The sequence below is a fragment of the Janthinobacterium sp. GW823-FHT06H09 genome, from assembly GCF_058794735.1.
Map to the genome: position 1 here is coordinate 310,204 of NZ_JBXAHC010000004.1, position 17,832 is coordinate 328,035.

The 17,832-nt window shown below is 62.1% G+C and carries 19 protein-coding genes; 9 read left to right on the forward strand and 10 right to left on the reverse strand.

Going from position 1 to position 17,832, the window contains the following annotated elements; translation table 11 throughout:
- Positions 1 to 3 precede the first annotated feature (3 nt).
- Positions 4 to 1,284: an MFS transporter gene (locus AC1Q6X_RS08525; protein WP_492496395.1), complete on the reverse strand. Its 1,281-nt coding sequence runs from the start codon at positions 1,282 to 1,284 to the stop codon at positions 4 to 6.
- Positions 1,285 to 1,387: 103 nt separating this feature from the next.
- On the opposite strand from AC1Q6X_RS08525, the gene AC1Q6X_RS08530 reads away from it, so the two are divergent.
- Positions 1,388 to 2,290, forward strand: a complete 903-nt coding sequence (locus AC1Q6X_RS08530) for a LysR family transcriptional regulator (RefSeq protein ID WP_121668642.1) — start codon at positions 1,388 to 1,390, stop codon at positions 2,288 to 2,290.
- A gap of 123 nt (positions 2,291 to 2,413) precedes the next feature.
- Here the strand turns inward: AC1Q6X_RS08530 and AC1Q6X_RS08535 are convergent, their stop codons facing one another.
- From AC1Q6X_RS08535 to AC1Q6X_RS08550, 4 genes are all read right to left on the reverse strand, one after another.
- Positions 2,414 to 3,286: a hypothetical protein gene (locus tag AC1Q6X_RS08535; protein WP_070313672.1), complete on the reverse strand. Its 873-nt coding sequence runs from the start codon at positions 3,284 to 3,286 to the stop codon at positions 2,414 to 2,416.
- Between the two features lie 19 nt (positions 3,287 to 3,305).
- Complete coding sequence (locus AC1Q6X_RS08540) at positions 3,306 to 4,091, reverse strand: hypothetical protein (protein ID WP_099410539.1); 786 nt, start codon at positions 4,089 to 4,091, stop codon at positions 3,306 to 3,308.
- The gene (locus tag AC1Q6X_RS08545) at positions 4,081 to 4,593 is read right to left on the reverse strand and encodes a hypothetical protein (RefSeq protein WP_492496398.1); all 513 of its coding nucleotides are present in this window, start codon (positions 4,591 to 4,593) and stop codon (positions 4,081 to 4,083) included. Before AC1Q6X_RS08545 ends, AC1Q6X_RS08540 begins: the two co-directional genes overlap by 11 nt.
- 99 nt (positions 4,594 to 4,692) lie before the next feature.
- Complete coding sequence (locus AC1Q6X_RS08550) at positions 4,693 to 4,986, reverse strand: DnaJ domain-containing protein (protein ID WP_010395442.1); 294 nt, start codon at positions 4,984 to 4,986, stop codon at positions 4,693 to 4,695.
- A 162-nt stretch (positions 4,987 to 5,148) separates the two neighbouring features.
- Here AC1Q6X_RS08550 and AC1Q6X_RS08555 point away from each other — a divergent pair, with 162 nt between their 5' ends.
- The 3 genes from AC1Q6X_RS08555 to AC1Q6X_RS08565 all read left to right on the forward strand — a co-directional run bounded on the left by AC1Q6X_RS08555 (position 5,149) and on the right by AC1Q6X_RS08565 (position 9,867).
- Positions 5,149 to 6,915 (forward strand): glutamine--tRNA ligase/YqeY domain fusion protein, encoded by a 1,767-nt coding sequence (locus AC1Q6X_RS08555; RefSeq protein WP_492496400.1) that lies wholly within the window; start codon positions 5,149 to 5,151, stop codon positions 6,913 to 6,915.
- A gap of 203 nt (positions 6,916 to 7,118) precedes the next feature.
- Positions 7,119 to 8,966, forward strand: coding sequence for a CHASE domain-containing protein (locus AC1Q6X_RS08560; RefSeq protein WP_492496402.1), 1,848 nt, complete (start codon positions 7,119 to 7,121; stop codon positions 8,964 to 8,966).
- A gap of 61 nt (positions 8,967 to 9,027) precedes the next feature.
- Positions 9,028 to 9,867 (forward strand): glycine-rich domain-containing protein, encoded by an 840-nt coding sequence (locus tag AC1Q6X_RS08565; protein ID WP_343216245.1) that lies wholly within the window; start codon positions 9,028 to 9,030, stop codon positions 9,865 to 9,867.
- An 87-nt stretch (positions 9,868 to 9,954) separates the two neighbouring features.
- On the opposite strand, the gene AC1Q6X_RS08570 is transcribed toward AC1Q6X_RS08565, so the two are convergent.
- The 4 genes from AC1Q6X_RS08570 to AC1Q6X_RS08585 all read right to left on the reverse strand — a co-directional run bounded on the left by AC1Q6X_RS08570 (position 9,955) and on the right by AC1Q6X_RS08585 (position 12,173).
- Complete coding sequence (locus AC1Q6X_RS08570; RefSeq protein WP_029496207.1) at positions 9,955 to 10,194, reverse strand: hypothetical protein; 240 nt, start codon at positions 10,192 to 10,194, stop codon at positions 9,955 to 9,957.
- A 242-nt stretch (positions 10,195 to 10,436) separates the two neighbouring features.
- Positions 10,437 to 10,706, reverse strand: a complete 270-nt coding sequence (locus AC1Q6X_RS08575) for a hypothetical protein (RefSeq protein ID WP_492496405.1) — start codon at positions 10,704 to 10,706, stop codon at positions 10,437 to 10,439.
- A gap of 205 nt (positions 10,707 to 10,911) precedes the next feature.
- The gene (locus tag AC1Q6X_RS08580) at positions 10,912 to 11,172 is read right to left on the reverse strand and encodes a hypothetical protein (RefSeq protein WP_070221371.1); all 261 of its coding nucleotides are present in this window, start codon (positions 11,170 to 11,172) and stop codon (positions 10,912 to 10,914) included.
- A gap of 83 nt (positions 11,173 to 11,255) precedes the next feature.
- On the reverse strand, positions 11,256 to 12,173 hold the full coding sequence (locus AC1Q6X_RS08585; RefSeq protein WP_492496407.1) for an SDR family oxidoreductase: 918 nt from the start codon (positions 12,171 to 12,173) through the stop codon (positions 11,256 to 11,258).
- Between the two features lie 12 nt (positions 12,174 to 12,185).
- Here AC1Q6X_RS08585 and AC1Q6X_RS08590 point away from each other — a divergent pair, with 12 nt between their 5' ends.
- The 5 genes from AC1Q6X_RS08590 to AC1Q6X_RS08610 all read left to right on the forward strand — a co-directional run bounded on the left by AC1Q6X_RS08590 (position 12,186) and on the right by AC1Q6X_RS08610 (position 17,071).
- Entirely contained in the window at positions 12,186 to 13,211 is a 1,026-nt protein-coding gene (locus tag AC1Q6X_RS08590) for a CDP-6-deoxy-delta-3,4-glucoseen reductase (protein ID WP_492496409.1), read from the forward strand.
- A gap of 78 nt (positions 13,212 to 13,289) precedes the next feature.
- A complete protein-coding gene (locus AC1Q6X_RS08595) occupies positions 13,290 to 14,561 on the forward strand; it encodes an MFS transporter (RefSeq protein ID WP_492496411.1) in 1,272 nt (423 codons plus the stop codon).
- A gap of 38 nt (positions 14,562 to 14,599) precedes the next feature.
- Positions 14,600 to 15,265: a DUF1345 domain-containing protein gene (locus tag AC1Q6X_RS08600; RefSeq protein WP_070221367.1), complete on the forward strand. Its 666-nt coding sequence runs from the start codon at positions 14,600 to 14,602 to the stop codon at positions 15,263 to 15,265.
- Positions 15,266 to 15,466: 201 nt separating this feature from the next.
- Entirely contained in the window at positions 15,467 to 15,844 is a 378-nt protein-coding gene (locus AC1Q6X_RS08605; protein WP_070221366.1) for an HPF/RaiA family ribosome-associated protein, read from the forward strand.
- A 261-nt stretch (positions 15,845 to 16,105) separates the two neighbouring features.
- A complete protein-coding gene (locus tag AC1Q6X_RS08610; protein ID WP_492496414.1) occupies positions 16,106 to 17,071 on the forward strand; it encodes a GGDEF domain-containing protein in 966 nt (321 codons plus the stop codon).
- 1 nt (position 17,072) lies between these two features.
- Here AC1Q6X_RS08610 and AC1Q6X_RS08615 read toward each other — a convergent pair whose 3' ends face one another.
- Entirely contained in the window at positions 17,073 to 17,705 is a 633-nt protein-coding gene (locus tag AC1Q6X_RS08615; protein WP_492496416.1) for a DUF5610 domain-containing protein, read from the reverse strand.
- Positions 17,706 to 17,832 lie beyond the last annotated feature (127 nt).

A 17,832-nucleotide genomic window follows, 5' to 3' on the forward strand; every position in this document is an offset into this window, starting at 1 on the left:
GGCTCAGCCCACCGCTTCGCGCGCGCCCAGCGGCTGCAGATGGCGCAGGCGCAAGGCGATCAGCACGCCGCCGCCCAGGCATACGCCCAGCATGATGATGACGCCCGTCCAGCCGTCGAAGCCCCACATCATGCCCGAGGCCGAACCGATCAGGCTTGACCCCAAATAATAGAACAGCAGATAGAAGGCCGAGGCCAGCGCCTGCGGCGCGCGGGCGCGGCGGCTGACCCAGCTGCTGGCGATCGAATGCGAGGCAAAGAAACCGAAGGTAGCCAGCGCCATGCCGATGACGATCAGCGGCAGCGAGTCGAACAGGGTCAATACTATGCCGGACAGCATCACCGACAGCATGATCCACAGCACGCCCCGGCGCCCCAGCCGGTCCACCAGGCGGCCCGCCCAGACGGAACTGAAGATGCCGATCAGGTACAGAAAGGCCAGCAAACCGACCGTGCTCTGGCGCAAGCCAAATGGCGCGGCCAGCAGGCGGTAGCCGATGTAGTTATACAGGCTGACGAAACAGCCCATCAGCACGAAAGCCAGGCAGAACAGCCATGGCAAGCCCCGGTCGGAAAAATGTTGCTTGATCGCGTGCGGCAGCGCATTCCAGCCTCGGGTTGTGGGCACGAAATTCTTCGACGCGGGCAGGCTGCGCCAGAATTCCGCCGCCGCCAGCACGCCGGCCACGCCCAGCACGCCCAGGGCCCAGCGCCACGACAGGAAATCGCTGAGCATGGAAGCGATAAGGCGTCCCGACATGCCGCCAAACGCGCTGCCTGCAATATACAAGCCCATCGACAATCCCAGCGACGGCCCCTCGATTTCCTCGCCCAGGTAAGCCATGGCCACGGCCGGCATGCCGCCCAAGGCGATGCCCAGCGCGGCGCGGATGGCCAGCAGTTGCGCATAATCCTGGGCGAAGGCGGACAAGATCGTCAATATCGCGGCGGAAAACATCGACGCCACCATCAGCGGCTTGCGCCCGACCCGGTCCGACACGGCACTGAGCAGCACCAAGGAGATGGCCAGCAAGCCGCTCGACACGGACAAGGACCAGCTGCTTTGCGCGGGCGTCAGATGAAACTGGTGCGACAGCAGCGGAAACAGCGGTTGTATGCAATACAGTAGGCTGAAGGTGGAAAAGCCGCCAAAGAACAGGGCGCGGTTGCTGCGCTTGAATTCGATCGAGCCCTTGGCGATGGCCGTGCGGGGCGCGGGTGCGGCGGGAGAAACCGCGATGGCAGACGAGGTGGCGGGGGCAAAGGCAAGCGATGAATCAGACATGGCCGTGTTTCGGAAAGGAAGCGAGTCTTCATCTTAGGATTGCCAACTCATATCGTCCAATATATATTCAAGGCCCAACTCATACTTTTAAAATATTACTTATATGGAACTGCGCCACCTGCGTTACTTTGTCGCCGTTGCCGAAGAGCTGCACTTCACGCGCGCGGCCGAGCGCCTGCACATCGGCCAACCGCCGCTGAGCCAGCAGATCCAGGCGCTGGAGGCGGAACTCGGTGCGCAGTTGTTCGAGCGCAACAAGCGCTCCGTGCGGCTGACGCAGGCAGGCGCGCTGTTTCTCGACGATGCGCGGCGCATCCTGGCCCTGTCGGAACAGGCGGCCGTCACGGCGCGCCGGGCACAGCGGGGCGAAGCGGGCGAATTGCGCATCGGTTTTACCTTTTCCACGCCGTTCACACCCTACTTCGCGACCGTCATCAACCGCTACCGCCAGCAATTCCCGCACGTCACCTTGACCCTGCATGAAATGGCGACATTGCATCAACTGGAAGCGATCTCGGGCAGGACGATGGACCTGGGCTTCGTGCGCCCGCCGGAAACGACGTACCCGGACGACATCCGCCTGACCGAATTGCGGCAAGACCCGCTGTTCCTCGTGCTGCCCGTCGCCCACGCGCTGGCGGCCAAGGACAGCATCGCGATTGCCGACATGGCGGGCGAAGGCTTTGTCATGTATCCCAGGGATGCGGGCACGGGGATTTATCCGCAGATTTTTCGACTGTGCAAGGCCGCAGGCTTCGTGCCCCAGGTCACGCAGGAAGCGGGCGAAGCATCGACCATCATCGGCCTGGTGGCGGCCGGCTGCGGCATTTCCGTGCTGCCCGCCTCGTTCGACCGCATCCGCATGGATGGCGTGTGCTACCGCCCCATCGCCGACCCGCAGGCGACGACCAGCTTGTTACTTGCACAACGGGAAGAAGAGACGTCGCCGCTGGTGGCGGCATTCGTCAAGCTGGCCGAGGAAGCGGCCATGGAAGGGGGAGCGTAGGCCGGCGTGTCGGCTTACGCTGCGGCTGTGCCGTAGCTAAGCCGACCTACGGGACTACAGGACGCGCGCCGGCGTAGGTCGGATTAGCGGTGGCGAAGCCGCCGCGTCATCCGACACCAGCGGTCACGAATAATCCGCATCCAGCTCGGAACCCGCGTAATTCTCCAGGTCCTCGAACAGGCTCTTCATGCTGGCCCGCGTGAGGATTTTCTGCACGACGGTGCAGCTGCGGCGGTAGGACGCGATGCGGTCGAGCAACACCGGATGGTGCTGCACGGGCACCTTGGCCACCAGGGCGGCCCAGCCTTCCTCGAAGTCGGGCTTGTTCTTGCGCACGGAACGCACGAAACGTTCAAACTCCTTTTGCCCCGTGCGCGCCACGATGCGCCCGCCGCCTTCGATGGCGAAGATGATGGCCAGAGCGATGACGCCCTCGGCATTCAAATCGCTGTCGCTGACGGGGCCGTTGTCGTGGTGGCGGCGCAGCCAGCTGGCCAGGCGCACGACGGCTTGCACTTCCTTGCGCTGTTGCAACTGCAACGCATACTTTTCATAGCCGGCCCAGTTCTGGTTCGGGTCGGCCTGGCAAATATCGATGAACAGCTCGCGCAAACGGCGCTGCAGGTAGACGGGGTCCTGGTCGTATTCGCCGACGAGGGCGTCTTCGGGCAGCTGCGACAGGTCCTTGATCAGGCGAAAGCCCACCTGGAACGCGTGCTCGGCGCCGTGCTCGACGAGGAAATCGAGCGCGGCCTGGTCGCCTTCATGCGTGACGGCCTGCTCCAGGCCCAGCGACACGCCGCCTACAGTCAGGTACAGCGCCTTCTGGATGCCGTCGGCCGTGCGTTCATTCGTGAACTTCTCGGCCACCATGGCCGTGATGCCCGTCAATTCGTCGGCCAGGTTCAGCGCCGCGTCTTCGCGCGGGTCGCCCGGCAACAGCTTGATGGCGCGCACCAGGCGCGGAAGATTCTCTACAACAATTGCTGGCAGCATTAGTGATTCCCTGCTTTCATTACGAGAAAATGCCCGTGCCCAGGCTGCGGCGCGTGCTGGAACGCGGCGCGCTGCGCGTGCTCGGCACTTGCTTGCGCAGACGGTACAGCAATTCCTTGGTACTGCGCTGCAACATGGTCGGTTCTTCGTCCGGATCGTCCGAGTATTCCGCGTCGGCCAGGTCGGCGCTGTGGCGGAAGTCGGGGAACAGTTCGAACAGCGAGCGGTCCCAGCCGTCTTCATTCGCTTGCGCCAGTTCGATGGCCAGCGGCACGATGTCGTTGTCGGACGAAGTCACGCCCGTCACGTACGGTCCCTTGATGACGATTTCGCCCGCCACTTCGAGGATTTCCTTCGGCGCCATCGAGAACAAAATGGCGAACGCCGTGGCGCCCCAGTCGGTGGCGGATGCTTCGAGCAGCAGCTCGCGGCGGCGCTCGGCGTCGTCGGTGGAAAACACCACGCCGTGGATGTGCGCGAACAGCGCTTCGGCGATGCGCTCCGGATCATCCTCGATCTGGTCGTCGCTCCAGGTGGCGGCAATGAAGGCCAGGCTGTCGGCCCACGCTTTCGGCGGCACCAGCAGGGTGGCCAGCGACATCTTGCCGCCGTCGAAACCGGCCAGGTGCAGGGCCGTCACCTGCGGCGGGATGGCGCTCAGCACTTCCACCACGGCCAGGTCGCCGTACTGGTCGGCCGCGTCCGCAAACGCCTGCTCGGCGTGGCCCAGCGAACCGGACAGCACCAATTCCGTGACCTGTTTCGTCAGCGCGGGCAGGTTACTTTTTTGTTCATTATCGGCCATGGTCATCTCCATCCTGGTCAAACATCTGGGCGAAATCGTCGGTGGCTTCGTCTTCATCGTGATCGTCGTCGCCGTCGTCATTGGCGGCCAGCTGGTCGAGCGACTGGTCGTCGTCGTCCCACAGGCGCGGGTTCTTGTGCAGGAAGGCCGTGATGATGGCCTGGCGCGCCAGGTCGGGGAAGCTCTCTTCGATGGCGGCGTACATCTTCGCCGCTTCCGGCGCGGCGCATGTCGCCATGGAAAACACGCGGGCCGGGTCGCCGAACTCGTAGTCTTCGCTTTCCGCCAGCAAGCCCTTCGGGTCGCTGAAGGTGATGTGATCGACCAGCGCGAAGGCCAGCATGTTCACGTCTTCGATGCCGCCGCCGCTCGCGTACTCGCTCACCAGCGCGTCGACCATGCTTTTATAGTTCTTGCGGTTCGGCGGGTCGCCGAGGATGCCGTCGATCTGGCCTTCCAGCTCGCGCGACTGGTACGCGAATTCAGGGTGTACTCTTCTCATGCTGTGCTTTCCAATGTGATGCGCGGCGCTGTTACATTAAAAGCGCCGTTGTTGTTGTTTTTCAAATCATTCAGGCTGACCGGACGGCCGCCAGCGTGCTTAGTCGGCCGGCAATACCGTGCCGTGAAGGCGGAACACGCCGCACCACAGGGCATAGGCTTCCGCTTCCGGATCGATGATGATGCGGTGGTTCACGCTCTGGTCGTATTCGGCGCGCTTGGCCGGGTCGGCCAGGATTTCATACGCCTTGGTGACGCTCTTGAAGCGCGCCTCGGCGCCGGGGGCCTGGTTGCGGTCGGGGTGGAAGCGCATGGCCAGCGAACGGTAAACCTTCTTGATTTCATCGTCGCTGGCATTGGGCGCGACACCGAGGACGTTATACAAATTTTCCATAAATGGCTCCGGGGTCACGTTTTGTTTGCTAATTAAAGGCGAATTATCCTATAGAACGGCGCCCGCGTCGCTTGCATGCTGGGATATGGGGCCAAATACGTGCTTATAAAGCGCTTGCGGTACGGTAAAATGCTTTTTACTGTCACTCTTCCGCATTGATCAATGAGCAACGATAAACCGAATACCGCCGCGCCAGCGCTGGCGCCCAATTTCTTGCGTAACATCATCGAAGCCGACCTGGCTGCCGGCGCGCACGTGCGTCCCGGCCTGCCCCAGGTGATCACGCGTTTCCCGCCGGAGCCTAACGGCTACCTGCACGTGGGCCACGCCAAGTCGATCTGCGTCAACTTCGGCCTGGCGCGCGATTACGCCGGCCAGTGCAACCTGCGCTTCGACGACACCAATCCGGCCAAGGAAGAGCAGGAATACGTCGACACCATCATGGACAGCGTGAAATGGCTGGGCTTTGACTGGGAACCGAAGACTGCCGATGGCCAGAGCCACCTGCACTACGCGAGCGACTATTTCGACCAGCTGTACGCGATGGCCGAGTACCTGATCACGGCCGGCTTTGCCTACGTGGACAGCCAGAGCGCCGAAGACATGGCCGCCAACCGCGGCAATTTCGGCCAGGCCGGCAAGAATTCGCCGTTCCGCGACCGTCCGCGCGACGAATCGCTGGCCCTGTTCCGCGCCATGAAGGCGGGCCAGTTCAAGGATGGCGAGCACATCCTGCGCGCGAAGATGAGCGAAGATGCCATGAGTTCGCCGAACATGAACTTGCGCGACCCGGCCATCTACCGCATCCGCCACGCGCACCACCACCGCACGGGCGACGCCTGGTGCATCTATCCGATGTACGACTACACGCACCCGATCTCGGACGCGCTGGAAAACATCACGCATTCGATCTGCACGCTGGAATTCCAGGATCACCGCCCGTTCTACGACTGGCTGCTGGAAACCCTGGCCGCCGGCGGCTTCTTCCAGCAACCGGTGCCGCGCCAGTTCGAATTCTCGCGCCTGAACCTGACCTACATCGTTACCAGCAAGCGCAAGCTGCGCCAGCTGGTGGAAGAACACATCGTCGACGGCTGGGACGACCCCCGCATGCCGACCCTGGTGGGCATGCGCCGCCGCGGCTACACGCCGGAAGCGATTCAATTGATGTGCGAACGCACGGGCGTGACGAAATCGGACGGCTGGATCGACTACAGCGTGCTCGAAGGCTGCTTGCGCGAAGACCTGGACCCGAAGGCGCCGCGCACGGTGGCCGTGCTGCGTCCGCTGAAGTTGATTATTGACAACTTCCCGGAAAACGAGAGCGTCGAGTGCACGGCGCCCGTGCACCCGCACTTCCCGGAACGGGGCTTGCGCACCTTCCCCATCTCGCGCGAGCTGTGGATCGAGGAAGACGACTTCATGGAAGTGCCGAACAAGGGCTATTTCCGCCTGTATCCGCCCATCGACGACAAGCCGGGTAGCAAGGTTCGCCTGCGCTACGGCTATGTGATCGAGTGCACGGGCTTTGACAAGGATGCCGAAGGCAAGGTCATCGCCGTGCATTGCAACTATTTCCCGGACAGCAAGTCGGGCACGGAAGGCAGCGCCAACTACAAGGTCAAGGGCAATATGCACTGGGTCAGCGCGCCGACGGCGATTGCCGCCGAAGTACGCCTGTACGACCGCCTGTTTACGGACCCGCAGCCGGACGCGGGCGGCAAGGACTTCAAGCTGGCCCTGAACCCGCTGGCCAAGGAAGTGGTGCAGGCGTGGCTGGAACCGGGCGCGGAACTGGCCCAGCCGGAACAGCGCTTCCAGTTCGAGCGCCACGGCTACTTCGCGGCCGACCGGGTCGACAGCCAGCCTGGCAAGCCCGTCTTCAACCGCATCGTCACCCTGAAAGACAGCTGGCAGCCCGCAAAATAAGGCGCCGGACGACCCACAAAAAAACCGCTGCGGCGGTTTTTTTTCGTTTCAAGAACATATATCACCCCAGAATATTGCCTGTTGACTACATTCACGATAATTTTGTATATTAGGCAGCTATTGAGCAATTTGCAATTTCAATAGCGCTTGTATAACACTGTCGCCCAGGCGGCCCCCGATTCCTCTTCCTGATGCGGATGGCGATGTCTTCTACTGCCAGCGAACACCCCTTATCTGCTGAAAAAAAACCGCTCTGGCTGCTCGGCTTCGTGATGTCGATGGTGGTGGGCTTGCTGTTCTACATGGCTGCCTCGCTGTCGATCGAAAACGACGCCAGCGACCTGTTCGACAATCTGGCCCGCAATACGCGGAAAAACATCGAATCGCGCGTCAAGTCGTATGCCAACCTGCTGCGCGGTACGGCCAGCCTGTTCCACGCCAACGCACACGTGAGCCGGGAGCAATTCCACCGCTACGTGGCAAACATTGCCCTGCAACAGAACTACCCGGGCGTGATGAATCTTAATTACAGCCAGGAACTCGACGACGCGCAGCGCGGCGCCTTCGAAGCGGCCATGCAGCGCGACTATCCGCCCGGGCGCGACGGCTATCCGGCATTTGCCATCCATCCACCCGCCCCGCGCGCCCGTTATTCCGTGCTGGTGTACATCGAGCCGATTGCCAGCGCCCCGGAAAAGTATGGCCAGGACATCGCCGCGCGCCCCCTGATCGCGGAAATGCTGGAGCAGTCGCGCGATTCCGGGCAGATCAGCAATTCCGGCGTGCCCGTGCCGATGGAAGGCCGGCCCCAATTGACGGGCATGGCCATGCGCCTGCCCGTGTACCGCTACGGCATGCCGGTCGATACGGTGGAGCAGCGGCGCGCCGCTTACCAGGGTTCCGTCGGCATCGGCTACGACCTGGTGACAATGATGCGCAGCGCGCTGGCCGACATGCCGGTGCGTAACGTGCGCCTGACCCTGTTCGATATCGGCCCCCAGGCGCGCGAAGCACTGAACTTGCCGCACGACATGCGCCCCATCTTCGACAGCACGACGGCGGGCATGCATGCGCCGTGGTGGCTGCCCGGCAGTTCGGGCCGCTACCTGAGCAGCACGATGCTGATCGAACACAATGGCCGCGTCTGGCAAGCGCTGTTCAGCGTGCGCAAGAGCGACCTGTATACGCGCTTCGATGTCTTTTTGCCATGGCTGGCCCTGCTGATCGGCTTTGCCAGCGCCATGCTGCTGTACATGCTGTTCCACACGCTGGCGTCGTCGCGCCGGCGCGCCATCCAGATGGCGACGGGCATGACGGAGGAATTGCGCGCCAGCCAGATCCGCCTGCAGCTGTCGCACCAGAAACTGCGCCGGCTGGCGGCCCACGCCGACCAGATCAAGGAAGAAGAGCGCAAGCGCATCGCGCGCGAAATCCACGACGACCTGGGACAAAACCTGCTGGTGCTGCGCATCGACGCCGACATGCTGGCCTCGCGCACGCAGCGCCGCCACCCGCGCCTGAATGCGCGCGCCCGCTCGACCCTGGAGCAGATCGACGCCACCATCAAGAGCGTGCGGCAGATCATCAACGACTTGCGCCCTACCGTGCTGGACCTGGGCGTGAATGCGGCCGTCGAATGGCAGGTGGCGCAATTTCGCCAGCGCACGGGCATCGCCTGCGAAGTGCATGAAAGCCATGGCGACATTTGCCTCAGCGACCAGTGCGCGACGGCCCTGTTCCGTATCCTGCAAGAGTCGCTCAGCAATATTTCCCAGCATGCGAATGCCAGCCGCGTGCAGGTCAAGCTGGAGAAGTGCCGCGATACGGTATCGATGAGCATCAGCGACAACGGCGTGGGCGCGGCCATCGACGGGCGCAACAAGCTGGGCTCGTTTGGCCTGGTGGGCATCGAGGAACGCATCAAGTTGCTGGGCGGCACTTTCTACATCGAAAGCAGCCCCGGCGCCGGCATGAGCGTACACGTGAGCGTGCCGCTGGGCGCGGACGCTACCGCGTTTCCCTACCAGGAAGAAAGCCGGGCCAGCAGCTGATCGGCGCCCGCCCGCATGAAGCAAGCCCAGCTTGCATATTTCGTAATTAGATGCAATATTGATGTTGAACAACTCAGCGCCCGCCCGCCATGGGCAGGCATTCCTCGACTACTTGCCAGGAGTACACACCCGCCGCCTTCCCTTGTTTCACCGTATTTCCCACAACGCTCTTTACAAAAGGACATTCATGGATACGAACGACAGTTTCAAAGCAATTGCCGATTTGAATTTGGACGCGATCAAGGTCAAGCTGATGCACCGGGAGTCAGGCGAAGGATGGAGCCTGGAAAAGGCAAATGCCGTGGAATTTGAATACCGCCGCTTCCTGATCCTGATGAAACAGTTTCCGGAGGAAGAAACGGCGCCACTGATGGATGTCGATACTTTCTGGCACTACCACATCCTCGACACCCTGAAATATGCGGCGGACTGCGAGCAGGTGTTCGGTTACTTCCTCCATCACTTTCCGTACATCGGCTTGCGCGGCGAAGACGACGAAGCGGCGCACCATCGCGTGGGCGAGCGCATGAAGCAGTTGTATGAGCAGACGTTCGGGGAAGATTATATCCGCGCAGAAACGGCGTATTCGGGGCGCGCCGTACAGGCGGCGTATTCGGGACGTGCGGTACAGGCAGCGTATTCGGGACGCGCGGTACAAACAGCATTTTCCAGTGCCGCGGTACAGGCCACCGCTTACTCGGGCCGGGCCGTGCAGACGGCGTTTTCCAGTGCGGCCGTGCAGGCGACGGCGTATTCGGGCCGCGCGACGGGCGCTGCCAGCACCGCGTTTTCCAGCGCGCCGGCCTCTCTGACCGCAGCGGTGGTCAAATCGTCTTCGACTGGCCTGGAACTGGGGCGCTTCTATGTCGATCGTCCGGTACTGAACCGCGACCCGCAATAGAACGGCGGAAAACAGATGTGGCTGCCGCACGCGGCAAGCCTGACTTACCCAGACGGCACCTCTCAGTTTGCCGTCTGTCAGGCGCTCTTAGGCAGCCATCAACTCGCGCAGTTCACGAATGCTGAAATCGCTGATTTCATGCATGCGGATGAGGATCGTGGCGCCGATCGGCAAGGTGTTGTGACGAATCTTGCTGATAACAGGTGGCGCCACTTCCAGAGCTCGCGACAAGGCGGCATCGTTTTTCAGTTGCAGCTTGTCGATGATCGCATCGAGGACGCGATTCGGGTTGTAGGTAGGCAAAGAAGTAATTTGTTTGAGAGACATGATCAAAAATCCGTACTTGTTGTATTAGAGCAAAAAGAAGCCGAATGCCTCTTTCGCTATAATTCAGGGTAAACACACTAAAAAGCGCCATCACTTATGCGGCTTTTACGCCACAAACAATATAATACACGCTATTGTTGATTTTTGCGTAACTTAAAGCAAAATTGTGATAATTGAAGAGAATTGACGCACTTGGAATGTGCTAGAGGATAACCCAAATCGGAAAAATTTGCTGCAAGTCATCAATTTTTACAATGAGGAACGCCGCTGCGCATGAGCCAGGCAATCGCCATGAGGGCGCCCAGGCGAGCGATTTCCGTCGATAAATGCCAGCCTTGCGCGGCCACGCCGGCCGGGGTGACCAAAAGGCAGTTGCATGAAAAATCGTCGATGCGGCACCAGGCCAGTTGCCGGCGAATTTCATCGGGCGGCGGCGGCGGTTGTAGCGCACGTTCGCGCCGGCGCATATACGCGCGGACCTGCTCCTTGCTGGGGTGATTCGTAGCTCGCATGGCTCGCTCCTGCTGACGGGAAACAGCGTCGCGCTAATTGTAGATGCCGAGCCCGCCACAAGAGCCCGGACGCGTGACGACATTGCTCACCATATCGCCAGCGCGCCATGACACGTTTGCGCTGCATCAAATGGCACGGTCCCGGCGTTGCGCCGCAGCCCGTGCTGCCCCGCGACCTGACGGCCAGAGGCACAGCACGCCATTTTTATTTCTTTTGCTGACGCACGCGCTGTTGTTGTTTTTCCTGCGTTTGCTGACGGTTCTGCTTGCGCTCGAACAGGGCGACCGCATCTTTCTTGGCTTGCTCCACGGTACGCATTTCCTCATGCGCATCGTGCGGGACAAAAAATTCGGCGTCCTGCGCCGCCACGACCAGCTTGATGGCGGCATCGTCATCGAGGTCGTACAATTCCGTCAGGACGGTGGTGACCTCGTCCAGGTATGCTTCGTAAGTGAGGGTGCTCATGCTGTCTTCCTTAAGTGAGTGGCGCAACGCGGGAACGGCGCGCTGCGCGCCGGCCCAGCAAAGTGCGCAGATAACCGGCCATTTTACCCGATGCGGCCCGCGCCGGCTGCCAGCGCCTGCAAGGCATCGGTCACGCGCGCGTAGCGCAGGCGCACGCCCAGCTCGCGCTTGATGCGCGTATTGTGCAGGCGGCGCGATTCGGACATGAACGACAGCAGCATCGGCGTGACCACTTGCCGCAGCTCGGCACGGGGCAGGCGCGGCGGGCGCGGCAGCCCAAACGTATCGGCCACGGCATCGAAATACTCGGCCATTTTGAGTTCGCTGTCATCGCTGGCGTGATACACGCGTCCCGACTTGCCGCGCCACAAGGCCCGTTCGATGATGCGCGCCAGGTCATCGGCATGGATATGGTTGGTGTACACGTCGTCATCCGCGGCCAGGGCCGGCGTGCCTTCGCGCAAGCGTTTCAAAGGCAGGCGGTCTTCCGCATAGATGCCCGGCACGCGCAGGATGGCCACCGTGGCGCCACGGCGCGCGCCCCAGCCACGCAAGACCTGTTCGGCGTCGACGCGCCGCTTCGCGCGCGCATTGGCGGGCACCACAGGCCGCGTTTCATCGACCCAGGCGCCGCCGCAATCGCCATACACGCCGCTGGTACTCACATACACCATGCGGGCATGCTCGGGTAAAATGGCGGCCAGATTGCGCGTGCGCCGGTCCAGCAAGCCCGACGACAGGGGCGGCGCCAGGTGCACGATCATCGTCGCCAGTCCCGCCAGCCGTTTCAAGCTGGCGCGGTCGTCGAGATTGGCCACGATGGGCACGGCGCCGGCCGCGCGCAGCTGCGCGCAGCGGGCCGGCTGGCTGGTGACGGCAAAGACGCGAAAGCGCGCGCGCAGCAGGGGCAGCAGCCGCATGCCGACATCGCCGCAACCGAGGATCAGCAGGCGCGGCAAGCCTGAGGGCTTGCGCAAAGAGTGCTTTAACATATTTTTCATCTCAAGGATTGTATGACTTTTCAAATTACTGTTCAGCCCAGCGGCCACCAGTTCAGCTGTGAAACGGACGAAACCGTCCTGTCGGCGGCGATACGCGCCGGCGTCGGCCTGCCGTACAGCTGCAAGAGCGGCGCCTGCAGCTCATGCAAGGGCAAGATCGTGTCAGGCAATGTACAGCATAAGCCATACCAGACCCGCTCCCTGACGGAAGAAGAAGCGGCGACCGGCTATTCGCTGCTGTGCTGCGCCGTGCCCCAAGGCGATTTGGTGGTGCAGGCGCGCGAAGTGGCGGGCAGCAGCGACTACCCGATCAAGAAAATGCCGTCGCGCGTGACCACCATCGAGAAGGTCGCCCCCGACGTCGTCGTGCTGACCCTGCAGTTGCCAGCCAGCGAGCGCCTCAACTACCGCGCCGGACAGTATATCGAAATCATGCTGCGCGACAACAAGCGCCGCAGCTACAGCATGGCCAGCGCGCCCGTCGAAGGCGGCCCCGTGAGCCTGCACATCCGCCACATGCCGGGTGGCCTGTTCACCGACCAGGTGTTCGGCACGATGAAAGAGCGCGACATCCTGCGCTTTGAAGGCCCGATGGGCACCTTCTTCCTGCGCGAAGATTCCGACAAACCCGTCGTGCTGCTGGCCTCGGGCACGGGCTTTGCCCCGCTGAAAGCCATCGTCGAGCACATGATCAACGAGCAATCCCCGCGCCCAATCACCCTGTACTGGGGCGGCCGCCGTCCGCACGACCTGTACATGGATGCGCTGTGCCGCCAGTGGGCCGCCGACTTGCCGCAGTTCACCTATGTGCCCGTCGTGTCGGAAGCCTTGCCGGAAGACGAATGGCGCGGCCGCACGGGCTTCGTGCACCAGGCCGTCATCGCCGACTTGCCCGACATGTCCGCGTATCAGGTGTATGCCTGCGGCGCGCCCATCGTCGTCGAATCGGCCAACCGCGATTTCGTGCAATTGTGCCGGCTGCCAGCCGACGAGTTCTACGCCGACGCTTTCACGACGGAAGCCGACCTGGCCAAATAAGCATCCAGACAGCGGGGTGCTGCTGGCGCGGCATCCGCTGCCGTCACCCGCCCCATCCCGCTGTTTCCTGGAAATGTCATGTCTCTCGCTTCCGCCGGCAACGGCTTCAGTATCCTGCGTCACCGCAATTTCGCCTGTTACCTGTCCGCCCGCGTGCTGGGCACGGTCGCCGTCCAGATGCAAAGCGTGGCCATCGGCTGGCAGGTGTACCAGATCACGGGCAGCCTGTTCGACCTGGGCCTGATCGGCCTGGCGCAGTTCGCCCCCTTCCTCGTCTTGATTTTGCCGGCCGGCCACGTGGCCGACCGCTACAACCGCCGCAACATCATCGCCTGGTGCCTGACGGCGCAGCTCGCCTGCGCGCTGGCCCTGCTGGCGTTTACGTTAAGCAATATTTCCATCGTCTGGCCCGTGTTCGCCGTGCTGGTGCTGTTCGGCAGCGCGCGCGCCTTCATGATGCCGGCCACGCAAGCCGTGCTGGTCAACATGGTGCCCACGCAACACTTCAGCCGCGCCCTCGCACTCAGTTCGTCGAGCTCGCACGTGGCCATCATCCTGGGACCGACCTTGGGCGGCCTGCTGTATTACTTCGGCCCCAAGGTCGTGTATTTGATCTCGTCGGCCTTGCTGGTGCTGTCCGTGCTGCTGATGCGCGCCACCACGCCGGCGCCGCAAGTGGTCAAGCGCGAGCCCGTCAGCTGGCATACCTTGCTCGAAGGCTTGCGCTTCGTCTGGTCGAAACCCATCGTGCTGGGCGCCATTTCGCTCGACCTGTTCGCCGTGCTGTTCGGCGGCGCCACGGCCCTGCTGCCGGCGCTCGCGCACGACGTGCTGCATATCGGCCCCAGCGGACTGGGCCTGCTGCGCACGGCGCCGGGCGCCGGCGCCGCCCTGTGCTCGATCGCACTGGCCCTCTTTCCCATCACGCGCCGGGTGGGCGCCTGGATGTTCGGCGGTGTGGCCGTCTTCGGCCTGGGCACCCTGGTGCTGGGCAGCACCAGCTATTTCCCGCTGGCCCTGGCGGCGCTGTTCCTGATGGGCGCCGGCGACATGGTCAGCGTCTACATTCGCCACCTGCTGGTGCAGTTCGAGACGCCGGACGAGATTCGCGGCCGTGTCAGCGCCGTCAACGCCGTCTTCATCGGCGCCTCGAACGAGCTGGGCGAATTCGAATCGGGCTTGACGGCCGGCTGGTTCGGCCTGGTGCGCGCCGTGCTCTTCGGGGGCGCCGCCACCCTGGCCGTGACGGGCGTGTGGGCCGTGCTGTTCCCCGTGCTGTCGCGCATGGACCGCTTCCCCCACCACGAAAAGGAAGCGGCCGCCAGGACGCCCAACGCGACCGCAAACTAAAGACTAAGATGCGCTATTGCCACTGACGAACTTGCACCATGAAAATCACGCTTCCATTGCACGGCTTCATCCGCAGCCGCCCCCACCTGAGCATGGCCACGGCCATCGGCGTGGCGGTCGGCCTACTGTTGCCCTCTTCCTGGCAACAGATGACGCGTTTGCTGACGGCGTGGAATGTCGCCGTCTGGTTCTACCTGGCGACGATGGCCTGGATGATGATGCGCGCCAACCATCACAAGGTCAAGGTGATGGCGGCGCGCCAGGATGAGCGGGCCACCACGGTGCTGTCGGCCCTGTCCGTCGCATCCGTGATGAGCCTGGTGGCCATCGTCTCGCAACTGTCTTCGATGAAAGACATGGCGCCCGACGAGCGCGCGCTGCATTACGGCTTGACGATCCTGACACTGGTCGGTTCCTGGTTCCTCGTCGGCACCCTGTTCTGCTTCCACTATGCCCACCTGTATTACCAGGCCGACCCCGCAGTACGCCCCCTGAAGTTTCCCGACGACGAGCAAAACCCCGATTACTGGGATTTTCTGTATTTCGCCTTCACCATCGCCGTGGCCGTGCAAACGTCGGACGTTTCAGTACAGACGCGGCTAATGCGGCAGATCGTGCTGGGGCAATCCGTGCTGAGCTTTTTCTTCAACCTGGTCGTGCTGGGGCTGTCGATCAATATCGCGGCCGGCCTCATCAATGGATAAAGCTGGCGCCGGCTTGAAAAAATTCCGTGAGGAAACTTGACCTGGGTGTAGGGTTAAGCTCATCTTAATCGTGCGCACCCTCTTGAAATACTGGAAAGAGGAGTAAGATAAGTTCCATGCACAGACGTCATGTGCATGAGGCAGCAACCAGGCCGCAGCACGCCTGAGATGGGTTTTTTTTGAATTGACAGGAGTAAGCATATGCAAATCAATATTCATACCGACAGCACCATCGCCAACACCGCTGGACTGAACGAACATGTGCAATCCGTACTTGAAAGCGCACTGAGCCGCTTCCGCGACAACCTGACCCGCATCGAAGTCCATATCAGCGACACGAATGGCCCGAAAGGCGGCGCCGACGATATCCGCTGCGTCATGGAAGCACGCGTTGCTGGCTATCAACCGATTGCCGTGACCGAACAGAACGCCACCGTGCATCAATCCGTTGCCGGCGCCACCGACAAACTGAAACGCGCCATCGATAGCGCCCTGGGCCGCCTGCAAGACAGCAAGCGCCACGCCACCGGCAAGAATGCCGTGATCGATACGGCCGAAGCGGAAGAAACCGCCGAGTAACTCCCCTCCTGCAGGATTTCCAGAGACTGAGGCAGCCGTTCAAGGCTGCCTTTGCACATCTGGAGCCACCTTCCTGCGCGACAACATCCATAGTAGAACAGCAAGCATTTCAACTTATTAACACGGCAATGAAATAATTGTCGTATTTCCCACAGAAAGTGACACCAAGCAAGCCTTTGCCGTTACAGCCAAGGCCGCTTTACGCTATCATGAAGCTACCGGCCCCCTGCTCGCGCGCGCCGGCTTTTTGAAAGTGTGATTGTGGAACAGATCGGCAACTTCGGCGCTTCAGGCTGCAACATCGGCGATTTACAGCTATTTCGCGATGGGGCGGATAGCCAGACGGCCGCCATGCTGGCGCCCTGCCCCGTCATGCGCCTCGAAGCGGGCGAAGCCATTGCCGACACACAGGGCACCAGCCTGTATATCGTCCTGCGCGGTTCGCTGGCCGTGGCCGCCGACATCCACACGGGCATGGATGACGGCACCGTCAGCAAGGTCTTGCCCGGCGAAAGCGTGGGCGAACAATCGGTGCTCGATGAAGCGAGCAACCTGGCCGCCATTTCCGCCCTGGAAGAAACCGACTTGCTGGTGATCGACGCGGCCGTCGTCTGGGAATTGATCGAACAATCGAACGGCCTGGCACGCAACCTGCTGCGGCTGCTGTCTTTCCGCATCCGCGCCGCCAACGCCCTGCTGCGCCGCCGGCAGAAGCTGGGCGAGTTCTACCGCCAGATGTCGATGGTCGACAGCCTGACGGGCTTGTACAACCGCGCCTGGCTCACCGATTTATTGCCGACCATGATAGTCACGGCCCACGCCAGCGGCTCGCCGATGTCGCTGGTGATGATAGACCTCGACCATTTCAAGCGTTTCAACGACACGCACGGCCACCAGGCGGGCGACCAGGCGCTGCGCATTGCCGCGCAAGTGCTGGGCGCGGCCCTGCGGCCCACGGATTTTGCCGTGCGCTATGGTGGCGAGGAAATGATGGTGATCTTGCCCGATACCAGCGAAAACGTGGCCTTGCGGGTCGCCGAACGCTTGTGCGAACGCATGCAGCAAGCCGTCATCTTCGCCGATATGCGCAGCGCGCTGCCGCACATCACGGGTTCCTTCGGCGTGGCCAGCCTGGCGGCCGAACAGGACGACGAAGCGCTGATCGCGGCGGCCGACGCGGCTTTGTATCGCGCGAAGGCCGGCGGCCGCAACCGGGTCATGCTGTAGCTCAGGCAGCCTTGCTGTCGGCCGGCTTGACAACATCCGGCTTGGCCGCATCATCCTTCTTGCTGCTGTGCGCGGCGATGAAATCCGCATAGCCCTTCTGCACCAGCTCATACGTCTTGTCGATATTGCCGGCGATATCGCCGTTCAGCACTTTCAAGCCGCCCAGGATGTCGCGCGCTTCCTTGAAGCCTTTTTCCATGCCGCCGCTGATGGTATCCATGAACTTGGTCAGGGCCGTATCGTCGTCCATGCCGGGATTCTGTTTCTTGAACGCGTCAAAAAACCCCGTCGACAGCGAGACGATGCGGCTCGCCGTCGCTTCGGCGCTGTTGTCCTGCGACGCCGCCGCGTTCTGGATCGCATCGTCGCCGTACTGGCCTTTCAGCGCTTCATTGATGTTGGTGATGGCCGTCTTGTACAGCAGCGCCAGCGGTTCGTTCTCGGAACCGATGGACACGTTCAACGACGCCTGCATGATGGACGCGTTCAATTGCAGCTTGCTGCGGTCATTCACGCTCATTTCAGCGTTGACGCCGTCCTTTTGCTGGACTTTATCGTCCTTGCCGGCAACGCCCGGACTGACGGAAGTCACGGAAGGGGTGGAATTGCCGCCTGCGGCGATGGGAATTGACACGATAGACCTCCTTGAACGGACAATGTATGCCACCATGCGGGAAACGCGATGATGACCATCCTCTCGTGTAGTATCGGCAGGTTTTCAGAAAACTGAAGCGGCGGCTTGTTTTTAGCGGCCCGGATAA

What these genes read in the sequence shown, in the direction of transcription:
- AC1Q6X_RS08525 (WP_492496395.1), bottom strand. Translation starts at nt 1,284, where the DNA reads ATGTCTGATTCATCGCTTGCCTTTGCCCCCGCCACCTCGTCTGCCATC.
- AC1Q6X_RS08580 (WP_070221371.1), bottom strand. Translation starts at nt 11,172, where the DNA reads ATGAGCACCCTCACTTACGAAGCATACCTGGACGAGGTCACCACCGTC.
- AC1Q6X_RS08590 (WP_492496409.1), top strand. Translation starts at nt 12,186, where the DNA reads ATGACTTTTCAAATTACTGTTCAGCCCAGCGGCCACCAGTTCAGCTGT.
- AC1Q6X_RS08595 (WP_492496411.1), top strand. Translation starts at nt 13,290, where the DNA reads ATGTCTCTCGCTTCCGCCGGCAACGGCTTCAGTATCCTGCGTCACCGC.
- AC1Q6X_RS08605 (WP_070221366.1), top strand. Translation starts at nt 15,467, where the DNA reads ATGCAAATCAATATTCATACCGACAGCACCATCGCCAACACCGCTGGA.
- AC1Q6X_RS08570 (WP_029496207.1), bottom strand. Translation starts at nt 10,194, where the DNA reads ATGTCTCTCAAACAAATTACTTCTTTGCCTACCTACAACCCGAATCGC.
- AC1Q6X_RS08560 (WP_492496402.1), top strand. Translation starts at nt 7,119, where the DNA reads ATGTCTTCTACTGCCAGCGAACACCCCTTATCTGCTGAAAAAAAACCG.
- AC1Q6X_RS08530 (WP_121668642.1), top strand. Translation starts at nt 1,388, where the DNA reads ATGGAACTGCGCCACCTGCGTTACTTTGTCGCCGTTGCCGAAGAGCTG.
- AC1Q6X_RS08535 (WP_070313672.1), bottom strand. Translation starts at nt 3,286, where the DNA reads ATGCTGCCAGCAATTGTTGTAGAGAATCTTCCGCGCCTGGTGCGCGCC.
- AC1Q6X_RS08540 (WP_099410539.1), bottom strand. Translation starts at nt 4,091, where the DNA reads ATGGCCGATAATGAACAAAAAAGTAACCTGCCCGCGCTGACGAAACAG.
- AC1Q6X_RS08550 (WP_010395442.1), bottom strand. Translation starts at nt 4,986, where the DNA reads ATGGAAAATTTGTATAACGTCCTCGGTGTCGCGCCCAATGCCAGCGAC.
- AC1Q6X_RS08565 (WP_343216245.1), top strand. Translation starts at nt 9,028, where the DNA reads ATGTTGAACAACTCAGCGCCCGCCCGCCATGGGCAGGCATTCCTCGAC.
- AC1Q6X_RS08600 (WP_070221367.1), top strand. Translation starts at nt 14,600, where the DNA reads ATGAAAATCACGCTTCCATTGCACGGCTTCATCCGCAGCCGCCCCCAC.
- AC1Q6X_RS08575 (WP_492496405.1), bottom strand. Translation starts at nt 10,706, where the DNA reads ATGCGAGCTACGAATCACCCCAGCAAGGAGCAGGTCCGCGCGTATATG.
- AC1Q6X_RS08555 (WP_492496400.1), top strand. Translation starts at nt 5,149, where the DNA reads ATGAGCAACGATAAACCGAATACCGCCGCGCCAGCGCTGGCGCCCAAT.
- AC1Q6X_RS08545 (WP_492496398.1), bottom strand. Translation starts at nt 4,593, where the DNA reads ATGAGAAGAGTACACCCTGAATTCGCGTACCAGTCGCGCGAGCTGGAA.
- AC1Q6X_RS08585 (WP_492496407.1), bottom strand. Translation starts at nt 12,173, where the DNA reads ATGAAAAATATGTTAAAGCACTCTTTGCGCAAGCCCTCAGGCTTGCCG.